The 19,163-nt window shown below is 37.0% G+C and carries 17 protein-coding genes; 1 reads left to right on the forward strand and 16 read right to left on the reverse strand.

Going from position 1 to position 19,163, the window contains the following annotated elements; all coding sequences use genetic code 11:
• Positions 1 to 133: 133 nt before the first annotated feature.
• Positions 134 to 1,156: a LacI family DNA-binding transcriptional regulator gene (locus EHW67_RS02340; protein ID WP_126160729.1), complete on the reverse strand. Its 1,023-nt coding sequence runs from the start codon at positions 1,154 to 1,156 to the stop codon at positions 134 to 136.
• 274 nt (positions 1,157 to 1,430) lie between these two features.
• Here EHW67_RS02340 and EHW67_RS02345 point away from each other — a divergent pair, with 274 nt between their 5' ends.
• Positions 1,431 to 2,696, forward strand: a complete 1,266-nt coding sequence (locus EHW67_RS02345; RefSeq protein ID WP_126160730.1) for a PQQ-dependent sugar dehydrogenase — start codon at positions 1,431 to 1,433, stop codon at positions 2,694 to 2,696.
• 123 nt (positions 2,697 to 2,819) lie between these two features.
• Here the strand turns inward: EHW67_RS02345 and EHW67_RS20295 are convergent, their stop codons facing one another.
• The 15 genes from EHW67_RS20295 to EHW67_RS02420 all read right to left on the reverse strand — a co-directional run bounded on the left by EHW67_RS20295 (position 2,820) and on the right by EHW67_RS02420 (position 18,809).
• A complete protein-coding gene (locus EHW67_RS20295; RefSeq protein WP_158285056.1) occupies positions 2,820 to 2,975 on the reverse strand; it encodes a hypothetical protein in 156 nt (51 codons plus the stop codon).
• A gap of 442 nt (positions 2,976 to 3,417) precedes the next feature.
• On the reverse strand, positions 3,418 to 4,455 hold the full coding sequence (locus tag EHW67_RS02350) for a serine hydrolase domain-containing protein (RefSeq protein WP_126160731.1): 1,038 nt from the start codon (positions 4,453 to 4,455) through the stop codon (positions 3,418 to 3,420).
• 111 nt (positions 4,456 to 4,566) lie between these two features.
• Positions 4,567 to 4,974: a nuclear transport factor 2 family protein gene (locus EHW67_RS02355; RefSeq protein WP_126160732.1), complete on the reverse strand. Its 408-nt coding sequence runs from the start codon at positions 4,972 to 4,974 to the stop codon at positions 4,567 to 4,569.
• 363 nt (positions 4,975 to 5,337) lie between these two features.
• Positions 5,338 to 6,378: an RES domain-containing protein gene (locus tag EHW67_RS02360; RefSeq protein ID WP_126160733.1), complete on the reverse strand. Its 1,041-nt coding sequence runs from the start codon at positions 6,376 to 6,378 to the stop codon at positions 5,338 to 5,340.
• Between the two features lie 2 nt (positions 6,379 to 6,380).
• Positions 6,381 to 7,316: an ABC-three component system protein gene (locus tag EHW67_RS02365; protein WP_126160734.1), complete on the reverse strand. Its 936-nt coding sequence runs from the start codon at positions 7,314 to 7,316 to the stop codon at positions 6,381 to 6,383.
• The gene (locus EHW67_RS02370; RefSeq protein ID WP_126160735.1) at positions 7,298 to 8,182 is read right to left on the reverse strand and encodes a sce7726 family protein; all 885 of its coding nucleotides are present in this window, start codon (positions 8,180 to 8,182) and stop codon (positions 7,298 to 7,300) included. Before EHW67_RS02370 ends, EHW67_RS02365 begins: the two co-directional genes overlap by 19 nt.
• Before the next feature lie 284 nt (positions 8,183 to 8,466).
• Positions 8,467 to 9,165 carry a DUF6090 family protein gene (locus EHW67_RS02375; RefSeq protein ID WP_126160736.1) on the reverse strand — a complete coding sequence of 233 codons (699 nt, stop codon included), beginning with the start codon at positions 9,163 to 9,165 and terminating at the stop codon, positions 8,467 to 8,469.
• Between the two features lie 183 nt (positions 9,166 to 9,348).
• Entirely contained in the window at positions 9,349 to 10,071 is a 723-nt protein-coding gene (locus tag EHW67_RS02380) for a hypothetical protein (RefSeq protein WP_126160737.1), read from the reverse strand.
• 419 nt (positions 10,072 to 10,490) lie between these two features.
• Complete coding sequence (locus tag EHW67_RS02385) at positions 10,491 to 11,402, reverse strand: helix-turn-helix domain-containing protein (protein WP_126160738.1); 912 nt, start codon at positions 11,400 to 11,402, stop codon at positions 10,491 to 10,493.
• A 1-nt stretch (position 11,403) separates the two neighbouring features.
• Entirely contained in the window at positions 11,404 to 11,916 is a 513-nt protein-coding gene (locus EHW67_RS02390) for a hypothetical protein (RefSeq protein WP_126160739.1), read from the reverse strand.
• A 27-nt stretch (positions 11,917 to 11,943) separates the two neighbouring features.
• Positions 11,944 to 12,897 carry an SDR family NAD(P)-dependent oxidoreductase gene (locus EHW67_RS02395; protein ID WP_126160740.1) on the reverse strand — a complete coding sequence of 318 codons (954 nt, stop codon included), beginning with the start codon at positions 12,895 to 12,897 and terminating at the stop codon, positions 11,944 to 11,946.
• 505 nt (positions 12,898 to 13,402) lie between these two features.
• Entirely contained in the window at positions 13,403 to 13,903 is a 501-nt protein-coding gene (locus EHW67_RS02400) for a hypothetical protein (RefSeq protein WP_126160741.1), read from the reverse strand.
• 662 nt (positions 13,904 to 14,565) lie between these two features.
• Positions 14,566 to 15,567, reverse strand: coding sequence for a hypothetical protein (locus EHW67_RS02410; protein WP_126160742.1), 1,002 nt, complete (start codon positions 15,565 to 15,567; stop codon positions 14,566 to 14,568).
• Between the two features lie 250 nt (positions 15,568 to 15,817).
• Complete coding sequence (locus EHW67_RS02415) at positions 15,818 to 17,503, reverse strand: right-handed parallel beta-helix repeat-containing protein (protein WP_158285057.1); 1,686 nt, start codon at positions 17,501 to 17,503, stop codon at positions 15,818 to 15,820.
• Positions 17,504 to 17,726: 223 nt separating this feature from the next.
• Positions 17,727 to 18,809: a Fic family protein gene (locus EHW67_RS02420; RefSeq protein WP_126160744.1), complete on the reverse strand. Its 1,083-nt coding sequence runs from the start codon at positions 18,807 to 18,809 to the stop codon at positions 17,727 to 17,729.
• Positions 18,810 to 19,163: the final 354 nt, after the last annotated feature.

The following is a 19,163-nucleotide window of genomic DNA, read 5'->3' on the forward strand; positions in this document are numbered from 1 at the left end:
CCAATAATCTTCCATTGGACCATACGGCCAATCTACGTATATAGCTGCTGCTATTGGTACTTTTAGTAACCATGGACAAACTTCAATTATGGACTCCACTAGCTGTGCGGAAGGTAATTAAGGGCACTGGTCGTTATATATTTCTCAAAGACGACTGCCTAATTTCCAGCTTTGGGGTTAGGACCACTTCCTTTACAATTTTTTCCTTCCCCTTCTGCTCCAGCTGTTCCAGGAACACCCTGGCCGCCTTTTTTCCCATCTCCAAAGGGGACTGATCTACAGAGCTAATGGACTGCTCCATAAACTGTGTAAAAGGTTCATTACTAAACCCCACCACACACACTTGGTCCGGAATCTTGACCCCTTTGCTTTTTATATATTTTATGGCCCCCAGTGCACCGTGATCGGTTGCAGAGAAAATGGCATCGGGCGGCGGATCTAACTTCATCAGCTTTTCTGCAGCTTCCTTACCCGCCTCAAAATCGCTCTCCAATTCTATTATATACTGCTCATTAAACTCCAAGCCGTTCTTTTTCAGTGCTTTTCTATACCCTTCAAATCTATTCTTGTATACATCCAAGGAACGGTTTAAAGCGAGATGCGCAATTCTCTTACATCCCTGCTCTATTAGGTGCTGCGTAGCCTCAAACCCTCCTAGAAAGTCATCAATACATACCGAACTAGCGCCAACCACATTCTTTTTTCTATCGAAAAAAATTAGGGGTACGTTCTTCTTAAGGACCTGCTTAAAATGTTCCTCCCCTTCGGAATCTGTTGCCAAGGACATCAGAATGCCATCTACCTGTGCATTCAATAAATTCTGTACCGTTTCCTTCTCCCTTTTGGCCTCATCATGGGTCTGACATATAATAACATGGTACCCCATGGGATATAACTCCTCTTCTATGCCCCGGATGATAGTGGAGAAAAAATTACGATTTATATAAGGTACTATAACCCCCACGTTCATACTCTTACCACTCTTTAAGGCCAATGCCAATCTATTTTGCTCATAGTTCATTTCAGCCGCCGTCTTTACAACAAGTTCCTTGGTTGCCTGGCTCACCCTAGGGTTATCGTTCAGAGCCCGCGAAACCGTAGCGGCGGTAATATTCAACTTTTTGGCAATATCGTATATGGTGGTTTTTTTGCCCATTCTATTTGTATTTCAAAGTATTTGGTGAAAATAACGATTTTTAGGGTGTTTTTTTTTAATATCCGTTAGCGAACGGCTTTTTTACGATATATATTTTCAAAAACAAACCGCTACCATGTCTATTGGAGAGTGTTTCTCACTTCTCTTCTATGGAGCTATAATTCTGAAAAGAAGGTGCTGCCCAGCTACCCTACTAAATTTGTAAAACCATATTCCCAAATAGGAATGAAATGTTATCTTTAAGGCTTTTTCAAACCAATTGAAACCAATTTTTATGAAGTACAACATTACCAAACCCCAACTACCAGTATTTATAATTGTTTTATTGGGATTGCTTGGCACCCAATGCAAGGAGAATTCCAAAAAGAAAGCATCTGCCCCGGTAAATGATACGGCCATTGTGGTTCCGGAAGGTTTTTCGGTGCAAGTCGTGGCCAAGGATCTGGGCAATTTACGACATATGTCGGTCTCCAAGACCGGGGATATTTATATAAACCGTTCCAAATTAAAGGATGAAAAAGGCTTGGTATGGTTGCAGGACAAGGACCAGGACGGCAGCATTGACGACCAAAAATTCTTTGGTCCCCATCCCGGTACCGGGGTATTGGTCCATAACGGATACCTCTATACCTCCTCCAATTCTGCCATTTACCGTTATGCCTTAAACGATAAGGACGAAGTTATTGATATAGACAAGCCCGAGCTTATAGTGGAAGGCCTGGCGGACAAAGGTAGGGATAATGCCAAATCGTTTGTGATGGACAAGGACAACAATATCTATGTTACCATAGGTTCTTGGAGCGATACCTGCAGGCAGGACGACAGTGGGGAGGGTATGATGCCCTGTACCATATTGGATTCTGCCGGGGGCATTTGGCAGTACAAGGCCAACAAACTCAACCAATCCTTTGCCAATGGCAAGCGTTATGCCACTGGGGTAAAGAATGCCGTAGCCACGGCTTGGAACCAAAAAACCAATTCCCTGTTTGCTGCAGTGCATGGTCGTGGTGCTTTCCATGATGCCTTTCCGGAATTTTTTACCGCCAAACAGAGTGCTGAGCTACCTGCTGAGACCCTCTACGAAATTAAGGAGGGGGACGATGCCGGTTGGCCCTATATTTATTACGATCAGTTTAAAAACCAAAAAATGTTGGCCCCTGAATACGGTGGGGATGGAAAAATCACTGCAGGTGAAGAGGCCATTGATCCCCTTATGGCATTCCCTGCACATTTAGCGCCTAACGACCTCTTGTTCTATACCGGAACCATGTTTCCCGAAAAATATAGAAATGGGGCCTTTATTGCCTTCCATGGGCAATCACCAGAGCTAAAAAAAGGATATTTTATAGCCTTTGTTCCCTTTAAGGATGGGAAGCCATCAGGCGACTGGGAGATATTTGCCGATAACTTTTCGGGAATAGACTTGGCCAACCCCAGTGGCCCCATAAAGTATAGACCTTGTGGATTGGCACAAGGCCCCGATGGAGCACTTTATGTATGTGAGGACCTCAACGGCACCGTTTTTAAGATAAGTTATTAGGACCAGAAAATAAGGCCTTATTTGTTGGATCTATCCTAAAAAAGATAGACCAACGCTTTACAAAGTTTTAAGCCGACTGCTGTGGTAAACCAACAGTCGGCTTTTTAATTTCCTATACCAAAATCAAGGTCGCATTACCCTTTCATAGGCCATCTGATACAAATCGGTTAGTTCCCTATTGGGATTCTTAATACGGATGGTCTCCAAATAGGCCAATAATTCTTCGCGTTTGTTGTGGTGGTGCGCATCCAATAGGATATCTTCGATAGTGTTGCTCATATTTATAGTTTTAAGTTTGTTGCTATTGTTGATATTCCATAATACCACTTGGCCTTGAGCCGGTCCAATTCCTATATCACCACAATCCAATTCAGCACAAGCCTATGCCTTACCTACTTCCTTATTTTTCCACTTCGCTTGGCTTTTGAATTTCCTCGCTCCTATTTTTAGTCTAAGCTATTCGCCGTGTTACGCAAACGATTTCGTAAACTAATCTTACTATTAGTTCCTTACAAAAGTCCGCCATTAAATGCAGCTACACAACCTCAAAACGCCTAAATGACGATATTTTTTATGCCTAAAACATAAAAAAATAAAGTAAAATGAGCTTTTTGTATTGATGGGTTTTAGATAGTGGGGATTAATAAGTAAAAAGTAGTTGTTGTGCGTTAAGTTCAGCAAAACTTTTACCAAACCCCATGGGGTCTTTTGCAGAAAACGCTTAGTGCTGCTTTTGCCTTTTTAGAATTTTAACAATTCTATTGTTTATAATCTCAGACAGGTTCCAATTGTACAGTTTGGAATCGGTGGTGCTATAAAAGGCTATTACCACCGCATCCAGTTCCTTGTCATATTCTGCGAAGCTTTGGTATCCCGGGACCCAACCGCCGTGTTCATACTCATAAATAGAATCATAAATTTCCCGTTCACCCTGTTTAAATACAGATCCATTGTTCAATGCCCTAAGAAATGCACCTGTATCTTCTGCTGTGGCCAACATACCGTGATCGTCTGTCTTTAAATCATAGGGATGTCCTACATGATAGCCGCTCATTACATGGTCTAAATTCACTTCACCCAATGAACCATAGGTATGGTCAAGGTGTAATGGTCTTAGAATTTCTTCCTGTATAAATTGAAAATTCCCATACCCTAGGGTATTATCCATTATTTTATTGATCAACAGGTAATTGGTATTGCAGTATTCATAATCTTCACTTGGCTCAAAGTTGGCCGGTTTGTCCAGGATCAATGCCAGGCTTTCTTCATAGGTCTGTGTAGGTGCGGCCCAAAAATTGTAGGCATCCGTAAAATTGGGAATGCCACTTCTATGTTGTAACATCAATCGCAGGGTAATTTTATCGGCGTTCTCTATTCTTCCTTTTAACTCCGGCAGATAATGAGCCAAGGACTTATCCAAATCCAAGCGTTTATCGGCAACCAATTTGGTAACCGCCACCGCATCATATAGCTTGCTGATACTGGCCAGCTTAAATAGGGCCTTGGGCCTAGCAGGTATCTTGGTTTCCCTATTATGCCACCCGGCAGCATAATGCTGTGGGGGATTACCCGCTAGGTCTACATAGACAATCATTCCGTCGAACCCATGGTCTATAGCCTCATCCAACTGTTCTTGCACCGTATCCGGTAGAGGAAGTATCCATGCCTTTACCAAAAGCCAGGGTACAAAGTACAGGGAGGCTATGGATGCGACAATCAATGTTATACCAAATATTTGTCTTGCTTTACTCTTGGCCATATAAGCTTAGGTAGGAGGTTTTCTTAAATGTGGTGCTTCTAAGATTGCTAATGGCTAGTAGCTTCTCAGAACCGTTTTATTTATAGGATCTAAATATAAGAATAGTTAGCGTTATTTTTCGGCATCTGCCAACTTCTTGGTGTCCACATACTGCTGAAAGGCCAAAATTTTCCCCTCGTCGTTAAGTGTCCATAAATGTGCTGCCTGTGCATTATAAGCCTTAGAGGTTTCCTTTACTTTGGCATCATAGCGAAGGGTAGCCAGCACCATATTATTGTCCATACCGTGAATGGCAACATCCTTTACTGTAAAATAATCGTGCCTAGACCCAAGTCGCGCAAAAACGCCCTCTAATATGGCGTCTGGGCCAATATAGGGATTCCCATCTGCAAGGGAATTACTTTCCGCTTCCTTCCATTCAATTTTTGGGTGCATTAATCCCAGAACGGTGGGTATATCACCGGTTGAAAAGGCCTTGTACAAATTGTCGATAATCTCAGTGTTTTGATTTGTTTCCATGATATAGTTAGTATTTAATTATCAGCATTAATACTGTTATTAGGCAACCCCATTACATTGGAAATATACCTGCCTATTTTCTATGCAGCATTTTCTAATACCCATGAATAGGGCAAGACATAAGGCAATAATAAAATGTGTGGGTGTACAGCGGAGGGAATGCTACAACCAAGGGTTTGTTTGCACCTTTCTAAGATAGGGAAAATTAGGAATACTACAACAGCCGTACAACACTTAGTCTAAGTCTTTAGATACTATGTTGTTTCCAGTAGCTATTGTTATAGCAGGAGCAAGTTGCTTGCATGACTGGATAGGTGGGTTGGCGCCAGCGCAGCTTTTCATAAGAGGTATTGTTGGTAATAGTTATTTAATTATTCCGTGTGTTAATTTTATATCTTTAATTTCATAAACATTGGTTTTAAAACATTCTAATTTTTCAGGGTTAAATATTGCGATGTTATAACCTACCGAATTCAATGAACTTTGGTATTCCACACCGTCAAAGCCCAAAGATTTAATAAATTCCGATATATATTGAGTAGGAATATAGTCTAAAAGTTTGTCACATTTTCTAATTGGCAAAGAAAGTTCCTTTTGCAATGTTTGAATGAAAGGAATATAAATTAAATAATTTTCTATTTCCTCTATCTCTGACCAATAAATTGGATCGTCTTTTGGATTTCGAAGATTTAATATTTTGATGTCTTCAGTAAGTTTGAACTCGCCAACCGTAACATAGTCAAACAGTGAAGCTCTTGTCTCGTACATTGACGTCTCAAGACTATCAGCAACGTATAAGTAAGAAATCCCTTTTGGGTTCGCTCTACCACTTGAAGCGAGTTCGATTGGTGGATTTCCCATCTTTTCACATGGGAAACCATTTTCATCCGATACTCGACATCTAAAGAAAATCCTTCCTTTTTTGATATTTCTGTAAAAACTTTCGTGTAGAAAAAATGTTTCTAACTTCTTTAAATCAATTGTATTCTGAATGTGGTAGCGATTTACGAATTTTATCTCCTCTTTAAATTCATTCCAGACATTATGAATATTATCTGCTTGTGTTTCTAGAAATGGCCTGCGTTTTAAAGAAACATTACTATCGAATATTGGTTGGAAAGTATCAATTTCATCTTCAAAAATGGCTTTCAATAGTTCAATAGGACTTACAACAATTTCACTTATTACATTAAAATCTTCTTTTAATGATTTTGAAATTTTCGAATCTGAACTTTCATCTGGATTATAAAGAGAAAGTATATTTCTAAAAAAAGGTGATAACTCTCTAGCTGAATAAATAGAAGTGTTTACTGTGCTACAAAAATCACAAGTTCCAGTTCTATCATCACCATTTATAATGCTAATTAGATATGAACTAGTAAAGCATTTAACACAACAATTCATAATTAAATATTGTTGATTACTAATTCAATGTGATTCATTATGGATAATTTTTTCAATGTACCTAAACCTGGAAAATGACCTCTTTGTTGCAAATCTCTAAACACATTTATAGCGGAAGTATTTAGATTATTTTGGTCGCACCAAATAACTAATTTGTTAATCGCTTCTGAAAATTTACCACCAATATCAGAAACATCTTCATTCGAATCAGATACAAAATGTTTTACTTTGATTCTATCGTTGTCTAAATAACTTAAATGAATGGCAACAGCTCTTGGTAAGAATCCGGATTCCGAATAGTTGTCTCCTATTGTTAGGAAATCTGAAAAGCCTACAAAACCGTCTTGTTGATAAAACCTGTACTCATTCGAAAAATCACTTTCTTGGTTTAAATAGTCCGCATTCCTTGATAACTCTTCAAAGTAGTCGTCTAGACTGACTAAAGTCGCAGGGTCAAATTCACGATAGTATCTTCGACTTGTTTTTGAAAAGTATATTAAGTTGTATGAGATATTTAGTTGATTATGCAATAATTCAATATTATGATTACTTATTTCAGTATTATGAATTAAAGTTATTCCGTTATAGTTTATTTCTAATCCATTCAAAAACTGAATTAGAGGCTGAATGTTGCTTTCTGTTTTTGGGTGAATAATAACTGCTAATTGATAATTATTATAGTCATTTGGTAAAGAAGAACTAATGATTTCAATTATCTCACCGTATTGATTCTTTAAGTCTCCAACTCTTGGATTAATGATAATATTGAAATTGGCATTTCTGTTAGCTAATTCAACAAGTGTTGTACTCAAAGTACTTGAAGATTTTACAGGTTCAATTACCGGTGAAATTTTCTCTAAATCATTTGGGAATAGAGCGCATAATTCTCTTAAAGCAATTAACTCAAATTGCTTACCTCTTAAATACGGGAAATACATATTTTGCTATTTTTATTAAGAAATGAGTTTAATTCCTCATATTCATTTTCGGAAAAATCCAAAGTATAACAAATATGTTTTAAGCTTTCAGGAATAGATTCTTCTTTGATTATTTTTGGATTAGAAATATTTCTTGATTTAAGCTTATTTATTACCAATTTCTGAAATATTGATACCTCTATTTTTTTAGCAAGATTTAAACATTCTCTAAAAATCAAAGTATTAGAAACTTTAGGTATGAATTTGAAATGCTCTTGAATTAATTCAAGATATTCTTGTTTCCTTAAAGTCTTAAACAATGTCTCGTGACTAAAAGTTGATGAATTATTTTTAGCCTCTCTCACAGTTTTTAAGGCATTTCTTGAAGTTAACTCAATAATCCCAATTGTAGAATTTTCATAAAGCTCAATTAATTTATTAATGTGTTTTGAACTTGTCACTATGTATATTTTATCTGCAAACTTGCAATAATCTAAAACTTGCTTATCTATTTTTTCAAGATTATCAAGTTCCGTTTTTATTTCATAAACTCTTGCTTCTCCATTTAATAGAACAAAATCAGCAATTGACTTGCCAATGTTGAATTCATTCAATGCAATTGTATTTTTTAAACTGTACTTTTTTAGAAGTAATTTGTTTGTGAGTATATTTTTATAGACGTATTCGTTTTTATAATTTTTTAAAAGTGATTTGTAAATAAAATTGATAGCATCTAGATTGGTCGTGGCATCTGTAACTGTAGTATATTGTTTTAATTTGTAAAATGTTGAATAATAGTCTCCTTTTCGCACAATCTTTTTAAAATTAGAAGGCGAAATGATTTGTGATAAACTACGAATTTTACTTATGTCAGTTGCTATTTCCATCCAAAAACAAATCTACAAAATTTAAATTATTGTTTTTTAAACCCGAATGTTACTTCAGAGTGAATCATAATTATTGCCAACTCACCTATAAAATAACTCCCACCTATATTTTCATATAGCTAGCGCAAATAGTTACTGTTACGTACTATTAATTCTATGTTTTTATAAAATGTTTGTGGGTGTACAGTGGAGGGAATTCTACAACCAAGTTTTTGTTTACTCTCTTCTAAGATAAAGAAAATTGGGAATTCTACAACCTCCTAAAACATAAAGCCTAACCTTTCCTATTTTCTATTTAAATAATGATTAATATGCTGTATGAGAAGATGAGCTTTTTTCTCCAGAAACTCCCCCTTTTCATGCATAATGTTCGAAAGACTTGAACTCGTCTGTAAAACAGAAATGAGCTCCGGATCATTCAAATAGTTATCATAGCTAAAGGGAACTCTCTTTGTGTAAGGCCATTCCGAATAACTTTCCAGATAAAAATTCTTAGTTAGGTACGGTTTGATTATTGTTTGGACTATGTCCACTCGTTCTTTTTCATACTTTCTAAAATAGGGGTAGTCCCGGTTATAGAAATTCGTAATTCTAATCCGAAGGGAATCATTTCTTATCAGGTCTATTCCTTTTGACTCCAGCAAGCTATATCCACTTTCTTTAGAATCCAAGTGCGGAAACATTTCTGAAATTCTTAAATAAGCAGCAATACTATCTTGAAATGAAGCTTTGGAACGTATATGGGCAATGACTATGGAGTCGGCATGCATCACAACCTTATCACTATAGAGCTCGTCCTCTATCTGCACCAGATCATCTTCCAGGTTATCCAAAATTTCAATCAAAATACTTCTTTCCAAATCGCTCCTTTGGTTTTTAATGTTTTTATTATTGATTTGGACCGCAATTAAAATTCCAATTACCACAAGGACAATCTCACCAATAGCATAAAGTACATACTTGCTGAATCTGTTTTCAGCCATCAAGCTTTGACGAATTTTACGAAAGAATTTAAGCATCAGAGGTTGGTTTCCCTAAAGATATGATATTTAATTAATTGCAATTCGGTAAATATGAAGCACAGCGGTTTGTATGCCGCGAAGCATACAGGACATGAATATACTCCTTGCCCTGCATTGTTATTTTTTAGCCCTAACATCCATTTATTATGTAATAGGCAAGCTTGCAAACCATGCTGCAATGGAATCCCACAACGGAAAGCTAACTTGAAAGAAAATTAGATAGTGAAATATCATAAACAGCACTAAAAGAATGGGAAAAACCCATCGTCCGCTGCTTTGTTTTTTTTCAATAATGATGAGCGAAATAATCAGCCCGTACATTATGGCAACCGTAATTCCCAATCCAAGCATAAAATCAGGCTCTGGCAATAAGGTGAGAATAATAAAACGTCCCAAAGTTGGCTCTATAAATACAATTCCAGTGGCAATCATGGCACGTGCATGAATTTGCATATTTTTTGTGTTCGCTATGGCTATAACAAACATAAGTCCGATAATAACCAAATCCTTTAACTGCAGCCATAAACTAGCCCCTAGGCCTTCTGTAACTTCACCTCCAATATTATGATGCTTTAGTAAAATAACCGATGCGAAGAACAAGGGTAAGATGATAAAACTCAATTTCCCAGTTTGCTTATGGATAGCGAATTTCTTATTTCGGATAAGTATTGGCTGTAAAACTAATAGTGCTATCCATAGAGATGACATTGCAAAATGGAAATGAAAATAGTTATTGAAGTTAGCCGTACCATCAAAGAATTTTGAAAAATAGGTAGGCCAAAAACCTAAAAAAGCCAGAGCAAATAATCCAATGGCAAAATATCCGGCTTTATCGAAATTGATCTTTTTTGCGATAGATTCTTTCATTTTTATTGGTCTTTATTGGTTAGTTATAACGCTATTTGGTTTGCTGCTTTCAGGTATTCTTTTCAGTCGTTTTTACACATAATGTTCGGTATTATGTATTTTTATACGGGATGGGGCAGTATGAGGTACAACGTGGATATACAGCATCTACACCCTATAGTGCCAAATAGCTATTATTATCAGCTATTAACAGGCAGCAGCAAGCTATGTTTATTATAAAATCTTGTGGGTGAACAGTGGGGGGAATGCTACAACCAAATGTAGTTTAAGCTTCTAAGATAAAGAATTTTGGGAATACTACAGCCCCCTAAAACAGAAAGTCTACCCTTCCCTATTGTTGAGAATAGCATTTGTTATGGTACAAGTCGGTTACTCGTTTATACCCAAGGAATTGATTGGGTATAATGAGACTCCACGGGTTAGTTCATTTTATATTTCTCCCTGTATTCTGTGGGACTGATGCCTTCTTTCTTTTTAAACAATCTTGAGAAATAGGGCGGATATTCAAAACCCAATTCATAAGCTACCTCAGAAATAGTTTTCTTGGGATCCAACAAGATATTCTTGGCTTCGTCTATTAAGTATAATTGCAAGTGCTCAGTAGATGTTTTTCCGGTTTCTTTTTTCAACGTATCGCTTAAATAACGTTGGGAAACCGAAAGCTTCTCCGCAATTTGTTCGATGCTGGGAATTCCATTTTCCTGCAATTTCCCTGAATCAAAGTAAACTTCCAATTGCCTATTAAACCGCCCCAGCAAATCGTTTGAAAGCTCTTTGCGATTTAAAAACTGTCTTTCATAAAAGCGGTTGGCATATTTTAAAAGGGTGCTAAGCTGAGAAATAATAATTTCTTTGCTAAACTCATCCTGATTGTTTTGGTATTCTATGTCGATATTTTCCACGATAGACTCAATCTGCTTTTCTTCTTTGGGAGAAAGGTGTAGAGCTTCATTGGCAGAGTATGAAAAGAAACCATACTTCTTAATCTGATTTGCCAACTCCGATCCTTTCAAAAAATCTTCATGAAAGTTGATTGAAAAGCCTTTTTGCTCAAAAACTATGTTATCCTCCCACTGCAATACCTGTCTTGGTGCAATGAAAAACAATGTACCATTGGTAAAATCGTATTTGGTACGGCCATAGTTTAGATCACCCTTTACTATTTTTTTAAAACTTATGGAATAGCAATCATTGGTTATTGGAGGCGAGCTCTCCTTAGGGCAGGGCAGAAAACCTTCACCCATGGCAGTAAACACACTAAGCATGGGATGTTCTGGCCTAGGAAGCTCCAAATATTCTAAATATGAGGATAAAGTTTTAAAGTGCTGCATCTTAGTTTTTCAATTCTTGTTCTGCCTGCAATAACTGCTTGTTATAGTCTTCAATGCGGGCGTGGGCCAAGCCATCAATGAGCAAAATTACCACCAACATGGCAATAATTTTAATCATACTGGCGCGCCAGATGGGCGTATTAACAAATATAATGATAAGGGAACAGACCGCTATGATTATAGGAATAGCTTTAAAAACAATTGTTTTGTATTCCTTTAAGGTAGCTTCAGCTCGTTCAACCTCTGATGTAACAAAGACCAGAGCATCGGTATTATAGGCGGTTTCAAACTGTGAAACTCTAGTTTTATTGGTAAAAAATAAACCAAGACCAATTATTGTAAGCAAAACACCCGCGACTAAGACAGGTATGATGTAGGCTTTGGCCATTTCGGTTTTACCCAATTGCCAAAACCCAAGACTTGCTATCATAAATGCCACTCCGAAAAGAATGAAAAATGGGGTTGAAAAAAGTTCTGCTTTTGCCCAATCGGTGGCTGCTTTTAAAATATCCATATCTAAGGTTTTTAAAGGTTTTCCATTTTAAAACTTCCATTCCAAACCGGTGGACTTTTCTGATATTTCCCACAATTTCCCTGCCACAACTTTGTCCTTTGCATGTGGTTCCAGTTTACATTCTCCAACAGCACCCGTCCAATAATTTCTTCCTGTAGGACCATAAAAACCACCCTGATCCAAATCTTTTTCAATGGCACACATCAATTCTGGATATGCACCCTTTTTGGCCGATTGTACCATTGGAGACAACTTCATGAGTTGCCATATGAACCGTGTCATTAAACTACCACTGGTTTTTATAAGAGAAGTTGCTGAAGCCCCAGGGTGACATGCATAAACCTTTACATGGGTCTTACCAGCCTTTTTTAATCGATCCTGCAATTCATATACAGTCATTATCTGTGCTAACTTGCTCTGACTGTAGGCATCATTTGCATTGTAGTTCATGTCCCAGTTCATATCATTAAATTTGATGGTTTTGAGACCCATTTTATAGCCTTCACTGCCTACCACCACAATACGCCCCTCAGATTTCTCAATCAACGGAAAAAGCAGCGCTTGTAGGGTAAAATGCCCATAGTGGTTTACGCCGAGCTGACTTTCAAAGCCATCAACAGTAAGCTTCTGATAGGGCACCTGGGCAATAGCAGCGTTACAAATCAATGCATCAATACAATTCACTTTCCCAAGTACCGCTGCTGCCGCTTTTTTCACAGAAGCCTGTTCTGCCAAGTCCATTTGTATGAATGATACATCTATATTACTACCCATTTCATGTTTCAAAGTAGCAATGGTGTCCTCGGATTTTTTAGGATTCCGATTTAGCATCACCACTTTTGCTCCTTTGAACAGCAATATTTTAGATGCCTCAAGCCCTGTTCCACTGGTAGCACCCGTTATCACGAACGTTTTCCCGCTTAAATCATTTATTCTATCGGGTGTCCACCCTTGTTTTCCAAATTGGTTCTTAATACTCATCCCTGTCTTGATTTTGTTGGGACAAAGATCAGTACATTATCGCCTTATAGCCTTATACACATTTTCAAAAGGTGTATACTTTTTGGTTTTTTCAAATAATACACAACATAGCTATAAAGCATCTCCTCTCTATAGTGCCAATTAGCCATAATTATCAGCTATTAACAGGCAGTAGCAAGCTATGTTTATTATAAAATCTTGTGGGCGTACATCGGAGGGAATACTACAACCAAGGGTTTGTATGCTCCCTTCTAAGATAAGGAAAATTGGCAATACCAAAACTTGCTGTACGATACAAAGTAGAGCCGTTCCTTAGCTTTGTGGCGCCGATATCTGGCCTGTACCTTTGAATTATGGATGAATAATACAGGCTGCTATATATTAATTAGGTGTTCTTATGGCACGAGCAAGATGCCTGCCTGACGGGATAGGCAGGCTCGCGCCAGCGAGGGGATAACCAGGCTTACGGCAGCGGGCCATTGTTGTTCTGAACTATAACACCCCTTTACAGAAGGGTAAACTTCATGGTATTCATTAATTTCCAGCTACCACGTATTTTGGAAGACTTATTTAATATGATCAGAAATTTTTTATCATTGCTACTGCATACCAAGGTAATGTTCCCTCTTTCTATGTCCACCTTGGGATCGGGATTAGCTTTGTATTCCACTTTCTCTAAAGCCATATCTTCCCACTTAACACCAAACGAACTTCCTCTTTTAATTACTTTTCTAAAATTCTCGGTTGCTTTCATTTTAAAATTTGCAATTATGGTATCAGCCTCTGGAATATTTTCGTTTGGCTGTGCAGCTTTGATTATTGGAATTAGATAAAGAATATCGTCCTTAGAAGGCAAACCCTTTAAGAATTTTTGTTCGTTCTGTTTTTTTAGTGCTTTAAATACAGTAGCTACAATTTTGGTTTTCTTGAAGTTTTCTTGTGTAAAAGCAGTATGGTATACAAGGAAGGAAACTACAAAAAATAGGATATGTACGCGGTTTTTCATTTGTCAAGTATAGGGCATTTACCTAATTAAAACTATATTTTCCCCAAAATTATACCCTTGTTGATGTGCTATTAAATAAAGTGTTTTTTGAAATGTCCCGCCATTACTATTTATTAGTTTTAGGGAAGTGGACAACTAATTATTACCGGAACCGTTGTTGTTTGTATTGTTTAACTCAACTTGCTATGCAGTTTTCAATTCGCCACGATGTGTTTAGTCGGTTTTTTCCACCAAAAAATAATATGCGGTGGTTTCCATCAGTATCTTTTTGTCTTGCTTCTTTCCAATACAATACTATCCTAGGATGTATTATAATTGGCAATGAAGTATTCATTTCAATCTTTCCTTTTTAATGTATAGCTATTTCACCACCAACATCTTTCTCAATGGCATTAGGTATTTAGTTTTGACGGGTAATTTATTATTAAGGTCTTGCAACGCCATAATTGAGCTTTGAAAGGATAGCCATTCATTGTCCCTTGGACCTTGACCAAGGCTTGCGTCCCAAAGTAGAATGCTGAACTAGGCCAAACAACATATGAATGCCCTATATAAATCAACTTGCGCCTATATTTCCTTATAGCTATCACAGTTTGCAGTAAGCAATGATCATTTTAAAATTTTAAAACAACCCTAAATAAGGCTTTGCTATGACTTATAAGCTAGTTGGCATACGATCCTTGTGCATAGGACGATACAATACTACTGCCCGGTGTTTTACAATTTTGAGGGAAATCATGAAAATAAAGACATTTGGGCAAACCATTTTCAAAACTTATCTGTACCCAACCTTCTCCAGATTTTCCAAAAAACTGATAGGTATAATTTGCCTTGGCTACCAATGGCTGACCTTGTGAATCTTTTTTAAGAACAGTAAGTCCTGAAATGCTCTGAGGAACATATTTGTTCATGGCCCAGGTTTTGGCCTGATTGGCAACAAGGTCGTCCACAAGTTTATTAAGGTTTTGAACTCCTTTGGGACCTCCACTGTTTTTCATGGCTGAATACTTACTTTCCGCTTTCATGCGGATAGCTGTTTGGTTAAGTGCATATCGCTTTAAATTTTCTTCAAAACGCTTTATGCCCGCACTGTTACATGAATTAAGCGTAAATATCTGTGCCATGTCATTTTTTAACCCATTTAATTTGTGAACCCTATCCATTGAATTGCCAATGGCGTTTGGGTCCGTCATTTCGGCAAAAGCTTTTTGCAAGGCGTCGTTGGATTGTAGTTTTTCTACGGATAACTTTGCATTGTACAAATCTGGACGAGCAAACAATTTGGAACCTTGCCAAATCCATTTGACACAAGTACGGCTCACTACGTCACCATATAAATCTTTTTCAACGTATTCACGAGCACAAACCAAATCCATAATCTCCACCTTGTTTTCGGGCAAGTACTGCTTGCATTGTCGGGCATAAGCCCTTAAATATTGTTCAAAAATTGAAAGAAATTCAACATCCTCACGATTAACCTTGATATGCTCAAAATGTCCGCGAAATACAAAATCATAAAATTCGGCATAATACAACCCTTCAGTATTGAACTCTAGAGACTGCGATTGCATAACCGATGCTTTGGTATCCCTTACCGTAAAGGAAGAAACGATAATAAACACAAGAACTAGGTTAAAAACCAATATAGGATTTCTGAACTTCATATAGAGAGAGATTGTTTTAGCTAGTTGTAAAAGACTGACAATAAGACCAATATACAAATAATTGTTTATTGAGGCATTGTTGTACAGCTATCAAATTTCTCGTCAAAAATTAATCAGCAAAACAAGGTTTTGTTTCCATGTTTTTCTCTTAAGCTTTGGTACCACGGTTTGGCCATAGGTAGAATGGGCGCATAGCCCATATTATGGTTTAACCCTTGTTAGGCGCGTATATTCTTTTCTCCTTAAATACTTATTTCCCTTGTGCCCTTTTAATATCTACCTGCCCATATTTATATACTTTATCATGAATCTTAGGTGGTGCAGAATTTACTATTTGATTGTTTTTTATTTCAGCTCCCCTAGGAAGTGCTGCATCATCACTGTGTATTTCCTGCAACCAAGGAAATCGTTCGCTCCATGGTGGTTGATTAATGGGAACTGCGTTTAAACGAGGCCATAAGGACAATTCACGATCCATTAAATGGTGCTTAAACCAATCATCATATCCTCTAGCATCATACACAATTGATGCTTTCGGACAATTACTTATCGTATTGTTATTAATTAGATTATAACGTCCACCACCTATTAATATCCCAGAAGGGCTATCGGCAATCTGATTGTTAATCACACTTATTCCTGAGGCCAAATCATCTAAATAAATGGCCCAGTTATGATGGTGACTTGCCTTTCCCAACTCACTGATTATATTTTCCCGAATCACGGTTCCTCCCATAGTCCAGTCCCTACCGCAATAAATAGCTCCAGCATCCGAAGTATTTAAACACACTTTTCTTATTTCATTTTGAGCAATCAAATGATCATTCCCGGAAAATAGAATCGCGTTATGAGGGGCAAAACTAATGTTGTTTCTTTTTACTATATGCCCAACACCGTTCAATTTAACGGCGGGTGCATAGGTTTTAACATGCCTTGCAAAATAACTAATGGAACAGTTTTCCACGAAATGGGCAGCCTTTGTTAACGAATTCTTATCCCCACCTATAAGTGAAATCCCGGTGTTTCCTAAATATTTAAGAGTACTGTTTCTAACTCCACAATTAGATCCGTCAGTTATCGCTATAGCAGACCTACCTAATCCATACATCTCACACCGTTTTATCTCTACAGATTTAGAATTGGAAATATTTACGGCTAAATTGTTATGATACCTAAAATTTATATTTTCAATTTTTACTTGATTACAATCTTGTATGTTCAAAAGGGTGAAATCTTGATAAGCAATTTGAATCGATTCTACTTTCTCATTAGAAAAAGAATGGATAAAACGGATTGTTCCTGTTTTGGGGTTGTAATAATATTCATTTTCAATATCAACATATTCAGGTTGATTTAAAGCGTAAAAGAGCCCCCCGGACGGAGATCCCATTCCATAATTGTGTGGGGCTGCCAATTTGATCTCACCAGAGATGGGGTCTATGGAGTCGACCCGAATAATTTCGTCGGCCCATTTATAACTCCAGTATCCGTTGAGAAACAAGGGAAGTTCTTTGTTGTAATTTTTTATAAGATTTGCTGATAGAAATTTCGCAGGTAATTGCTTTGTTTCCTTATTTTTTGGCTTTCTACCAGCCCTAATTATTGAATCTGCTTTTATGAATCCTTCGTTTGGGTAACGGGATATGGATAATGGAACGCCAGCAATATAGATTTCTGGCCACCCGGCATAACCCTTAAATGAATCTGGCCAAGGTGACATAATTAACTTTGGGCTAGTATACTCATACATTCCAATTGCTTCATCCAGGCATGTCAAGTTTTTTATTGGCACTTCCATGCTAGAGGTTATTATTACTCCATTTGGCGTATCACCTTTGATAACAAGATTATTTACCCCTGAGAGAAGTAATGGTTTGTGTATTACGTATTTTCCATCGGGGATCACTAAAACCAAATCCTTGTTTTTTATGGACAAATCAATCATGTTTTGCAAACTTTGTTGCTGTTTACATGAAAAAAGGCATAATCCGATAATGGCAATTAGTGTTATTTTAAATAAATGGATTCTCTTTATTGGTATCATTTTTCTAAAGAATTTTATCATTGGTTTAGGTTGGTCATAATGTAGCACAATGTTCTATCTATGCGCCTTGTCCCGAAGGGCCTTGCGTATAGGGTTGGTTGTAACTTCGTGCTTTTTAATTTTCAAGTATGTTCATTAATTTCTGATTTAGATACAGTTTTTCTTTTCCAACTCTTACAGATTTTAGAAATCCTTTTTCCTCTAAAGCCATGAGGTAGTTTCCAACTGTTTTTGGTGTGCCTAGTTCAATATCAATTAGGTTTTGTCTTTTGGTATAAGGGAGTTTGAAGATGACTTCAACTAAATCTTTGGAATATACTTTTGGTAGTTTTTCTTTAATTTCTTGGCCAGTTGCCTCCATAAGCTGAATGATAGATTCTAATCTTTCAAGACCATTTATTGCTGTTGATTCTACCATCTCTAACATATAGAGGATAAATTTTGACCAATCATTCTTTTCGGTAACTGCCATTAGTCCTGTGTAGTATTGGTCTTTATGACTAATAATGTATTCACTCAAGAATAATGCAGGTATATCAAGTAATTTTTCGAGTTTCAATTGTAGTAATAAAAGGATTCTACCTGTTCTACCATTACCATCTGAAAATGGATGTATGGCTTCAAACTGGTAATGTGATATAGCCATTTTAATAAGTGGATCTAATGAACTGTTTTCATTTATGAAAGCTTCTAGGTTAGCCATTTTTTCTCGAATGATTTGCTCTCCTGAAGGTGGGGTGTAAATAACTTCTCCTTTTGTATTGGATAGAATTGTGCCAGGTGTAGTTCGTATACCCGCAGTATTTTGCTTAATACATTGAACAAGTTCAATACACAGATTAGTCGTAATAAAAGGCTTACTCTCCAGTCTTTTAAAGCCAAGCCATAAAGCTTCTTTGTAGCTAATAACTTCCTTTGTAGCAGGATTATCTAATTTTTTATCTGCTACAACAGCTTGATACAAGTCGTCATTTGTTGTTATGATGTTCTCAATTTCAGAACTAGCTTTCGCTTCTTGTAAGTGAAGCGTATCAAGAAATAGACTAGGGTTTGGTAGATTTCTTATTGCACCATTTAATTGAGCCAAGGCTCTACTTGCCTTTATTGTTTTGATTAGAATTTCCTTCGTTTCCAGGTCTTCTTTAGGAGGAAGTAAAGGAAGATCATTATATGGTTGAGATTTATTGAAGCTGTTCATAACGAGAGTAACTTTTAAACCTAAATCCTGTTCAAGGGTAAAAATACTAATTATTTACTCTCGTTTTGATTTGAACGGTAATTTTTACTCCCGTTTTTTGGCATAAAGCACAATATAGCCATAAAGTACCCCCCCCACTATAGTTCCATATAGCTATGGTAAGTAGGTACAATTAACCATATGATTATTATTAAATCTTTGTGGATGTACAGTGGGGGAATTCCACAACCAAACATATATTTTCACTATTCCAAGATATGGAAAATTGGCAATTAGGATTATACTTGAACTAGTTTTATTACAATGGACTCCCCTCTTCCCTATCGGGTAACATTTTTTTAGTGCCTCTAAATA

The sequence above is a fragment of the Arenibacter aquaticus genome (assembly GCF_003957295.1).
In the GTDB taxonomy this organism is placed as follows: Bacteria; Bacteroidota; Bacteroidia; order Flavobacteriales; family Flavobacteriaceae; genus Arenibacter; species Arenibacter aquaticus.

Bases quoted from the DNA above. Each gene is read 5' to 3' on its own strand.
- EHW67_RS02420 (WP_126160744.1), bottom strand. From the start codon at position 18,809: ATGAACAGCTTCAATAAATCTCAACCATATAATGATCTTCCTTTACTT.
- EHW67_RS02365 (WP_126160734.1), bottom strand. From the start codon at position 7,316: ATGTATTTCCCGTATTTAAGAGGTAAGCAATTTGAGTTAATTGCTTTA.
- EHW67_RS02395 (WP_126160740.1), bottom strand. From the start codon at position 12,897: ATGAGTATTAAGAACCAATTTGGAAAACAAGGGTGGACACCCGATAGA.
- EHW67_RS02385 (WP_126160738.1), bottom strand. From the start codon at position 11,402: ATGCAGCACTTTAAAACTTTATCCTCATATTTAGAATATTTGGAGCTT.
- EHW67_RS02370 (WP_126160735.1), bottom strand. From the start codon at position 8,182: ATGGAAATAGCAACTGACATAAGTAAAATTCGTAGTTTATCACAAATC.
- EHW67_RS02400 (WP_126160741.1), bottom strand. From the start codon at position 13,903: ATGAAAAACCGCGTACATATCCTATTTTTTGTAGTTTCCTTCCTTGTA.
- EHW67_RS02390 (WP_126160739.1), bottom strand. From the start codon at position 11,916: ATGGATATTTTAAAAGCAGCCACCGATTGGGCAAAAGCAGAACTTTTT.
- EHW67_RS02375 (WP_126160736.1), bottom strand. From the start codon at position 9,165: ATGGCTGAAAACAGATTCAGCAAGTATGTACTTTATGCTATTGGTGAG.
- EHW67_RS02380 (WP_126160737.1), bottom strand. From the start codon at position 10,071: ATGAAAGAATCTATCGCAAAAAAGATCAATTTCGATAAAGCCGGATAT.
- EHW67_RS02345 (WP_126160730.1), top strand. From the start codon at position 1,431: ATGAAGTACAACATTACCAAACCCCAACTACCAGTATTTATAATTGTT.
- EHW67_RS02340 (WP_126160729.1), bottom strand. From the start codon at position 1,156: ATGGGCAAAAAAACCACCATATACGATATTGCCAAAAAGTTGAATATT.
- EHW67_RS02350 (WP_126160731.1), bottom strand. From the start codon at position 4,455: ATGGCCAAGAGTAAAGCAAGACAAATATTTGGTATAACATTGATTGTC.
- EHW67_RS02410 (WP_126160742.1), bottom strand. From the start codon at position 15,567: ATGAAGTTCAGAAATCCTATATTGGTTTTTAACCTAGTTCTTGTGTTT.
- EHW67_RS02360 (WP_126160733.1), bottom strand. From the start codon at position 6,378: ATGAATTGTTGTGTTAAATGCTTTACTAGTTCATATCTAATTAGCATT.
- EHW67_RS20295 (WP_158285056.1), bottom strand. From the start codon at position 2,975: ATGAGCAACACTATCGAAGATATCCTATTGGATGCGCACCACCACAAC.
- EHW67_RS02355 (WP_126160732.1), bottom strand. From the start codon at position 4,974: ATGGAAACAAATCAAAACACTGAGATTATCGACAATTTGTACAAGGCC.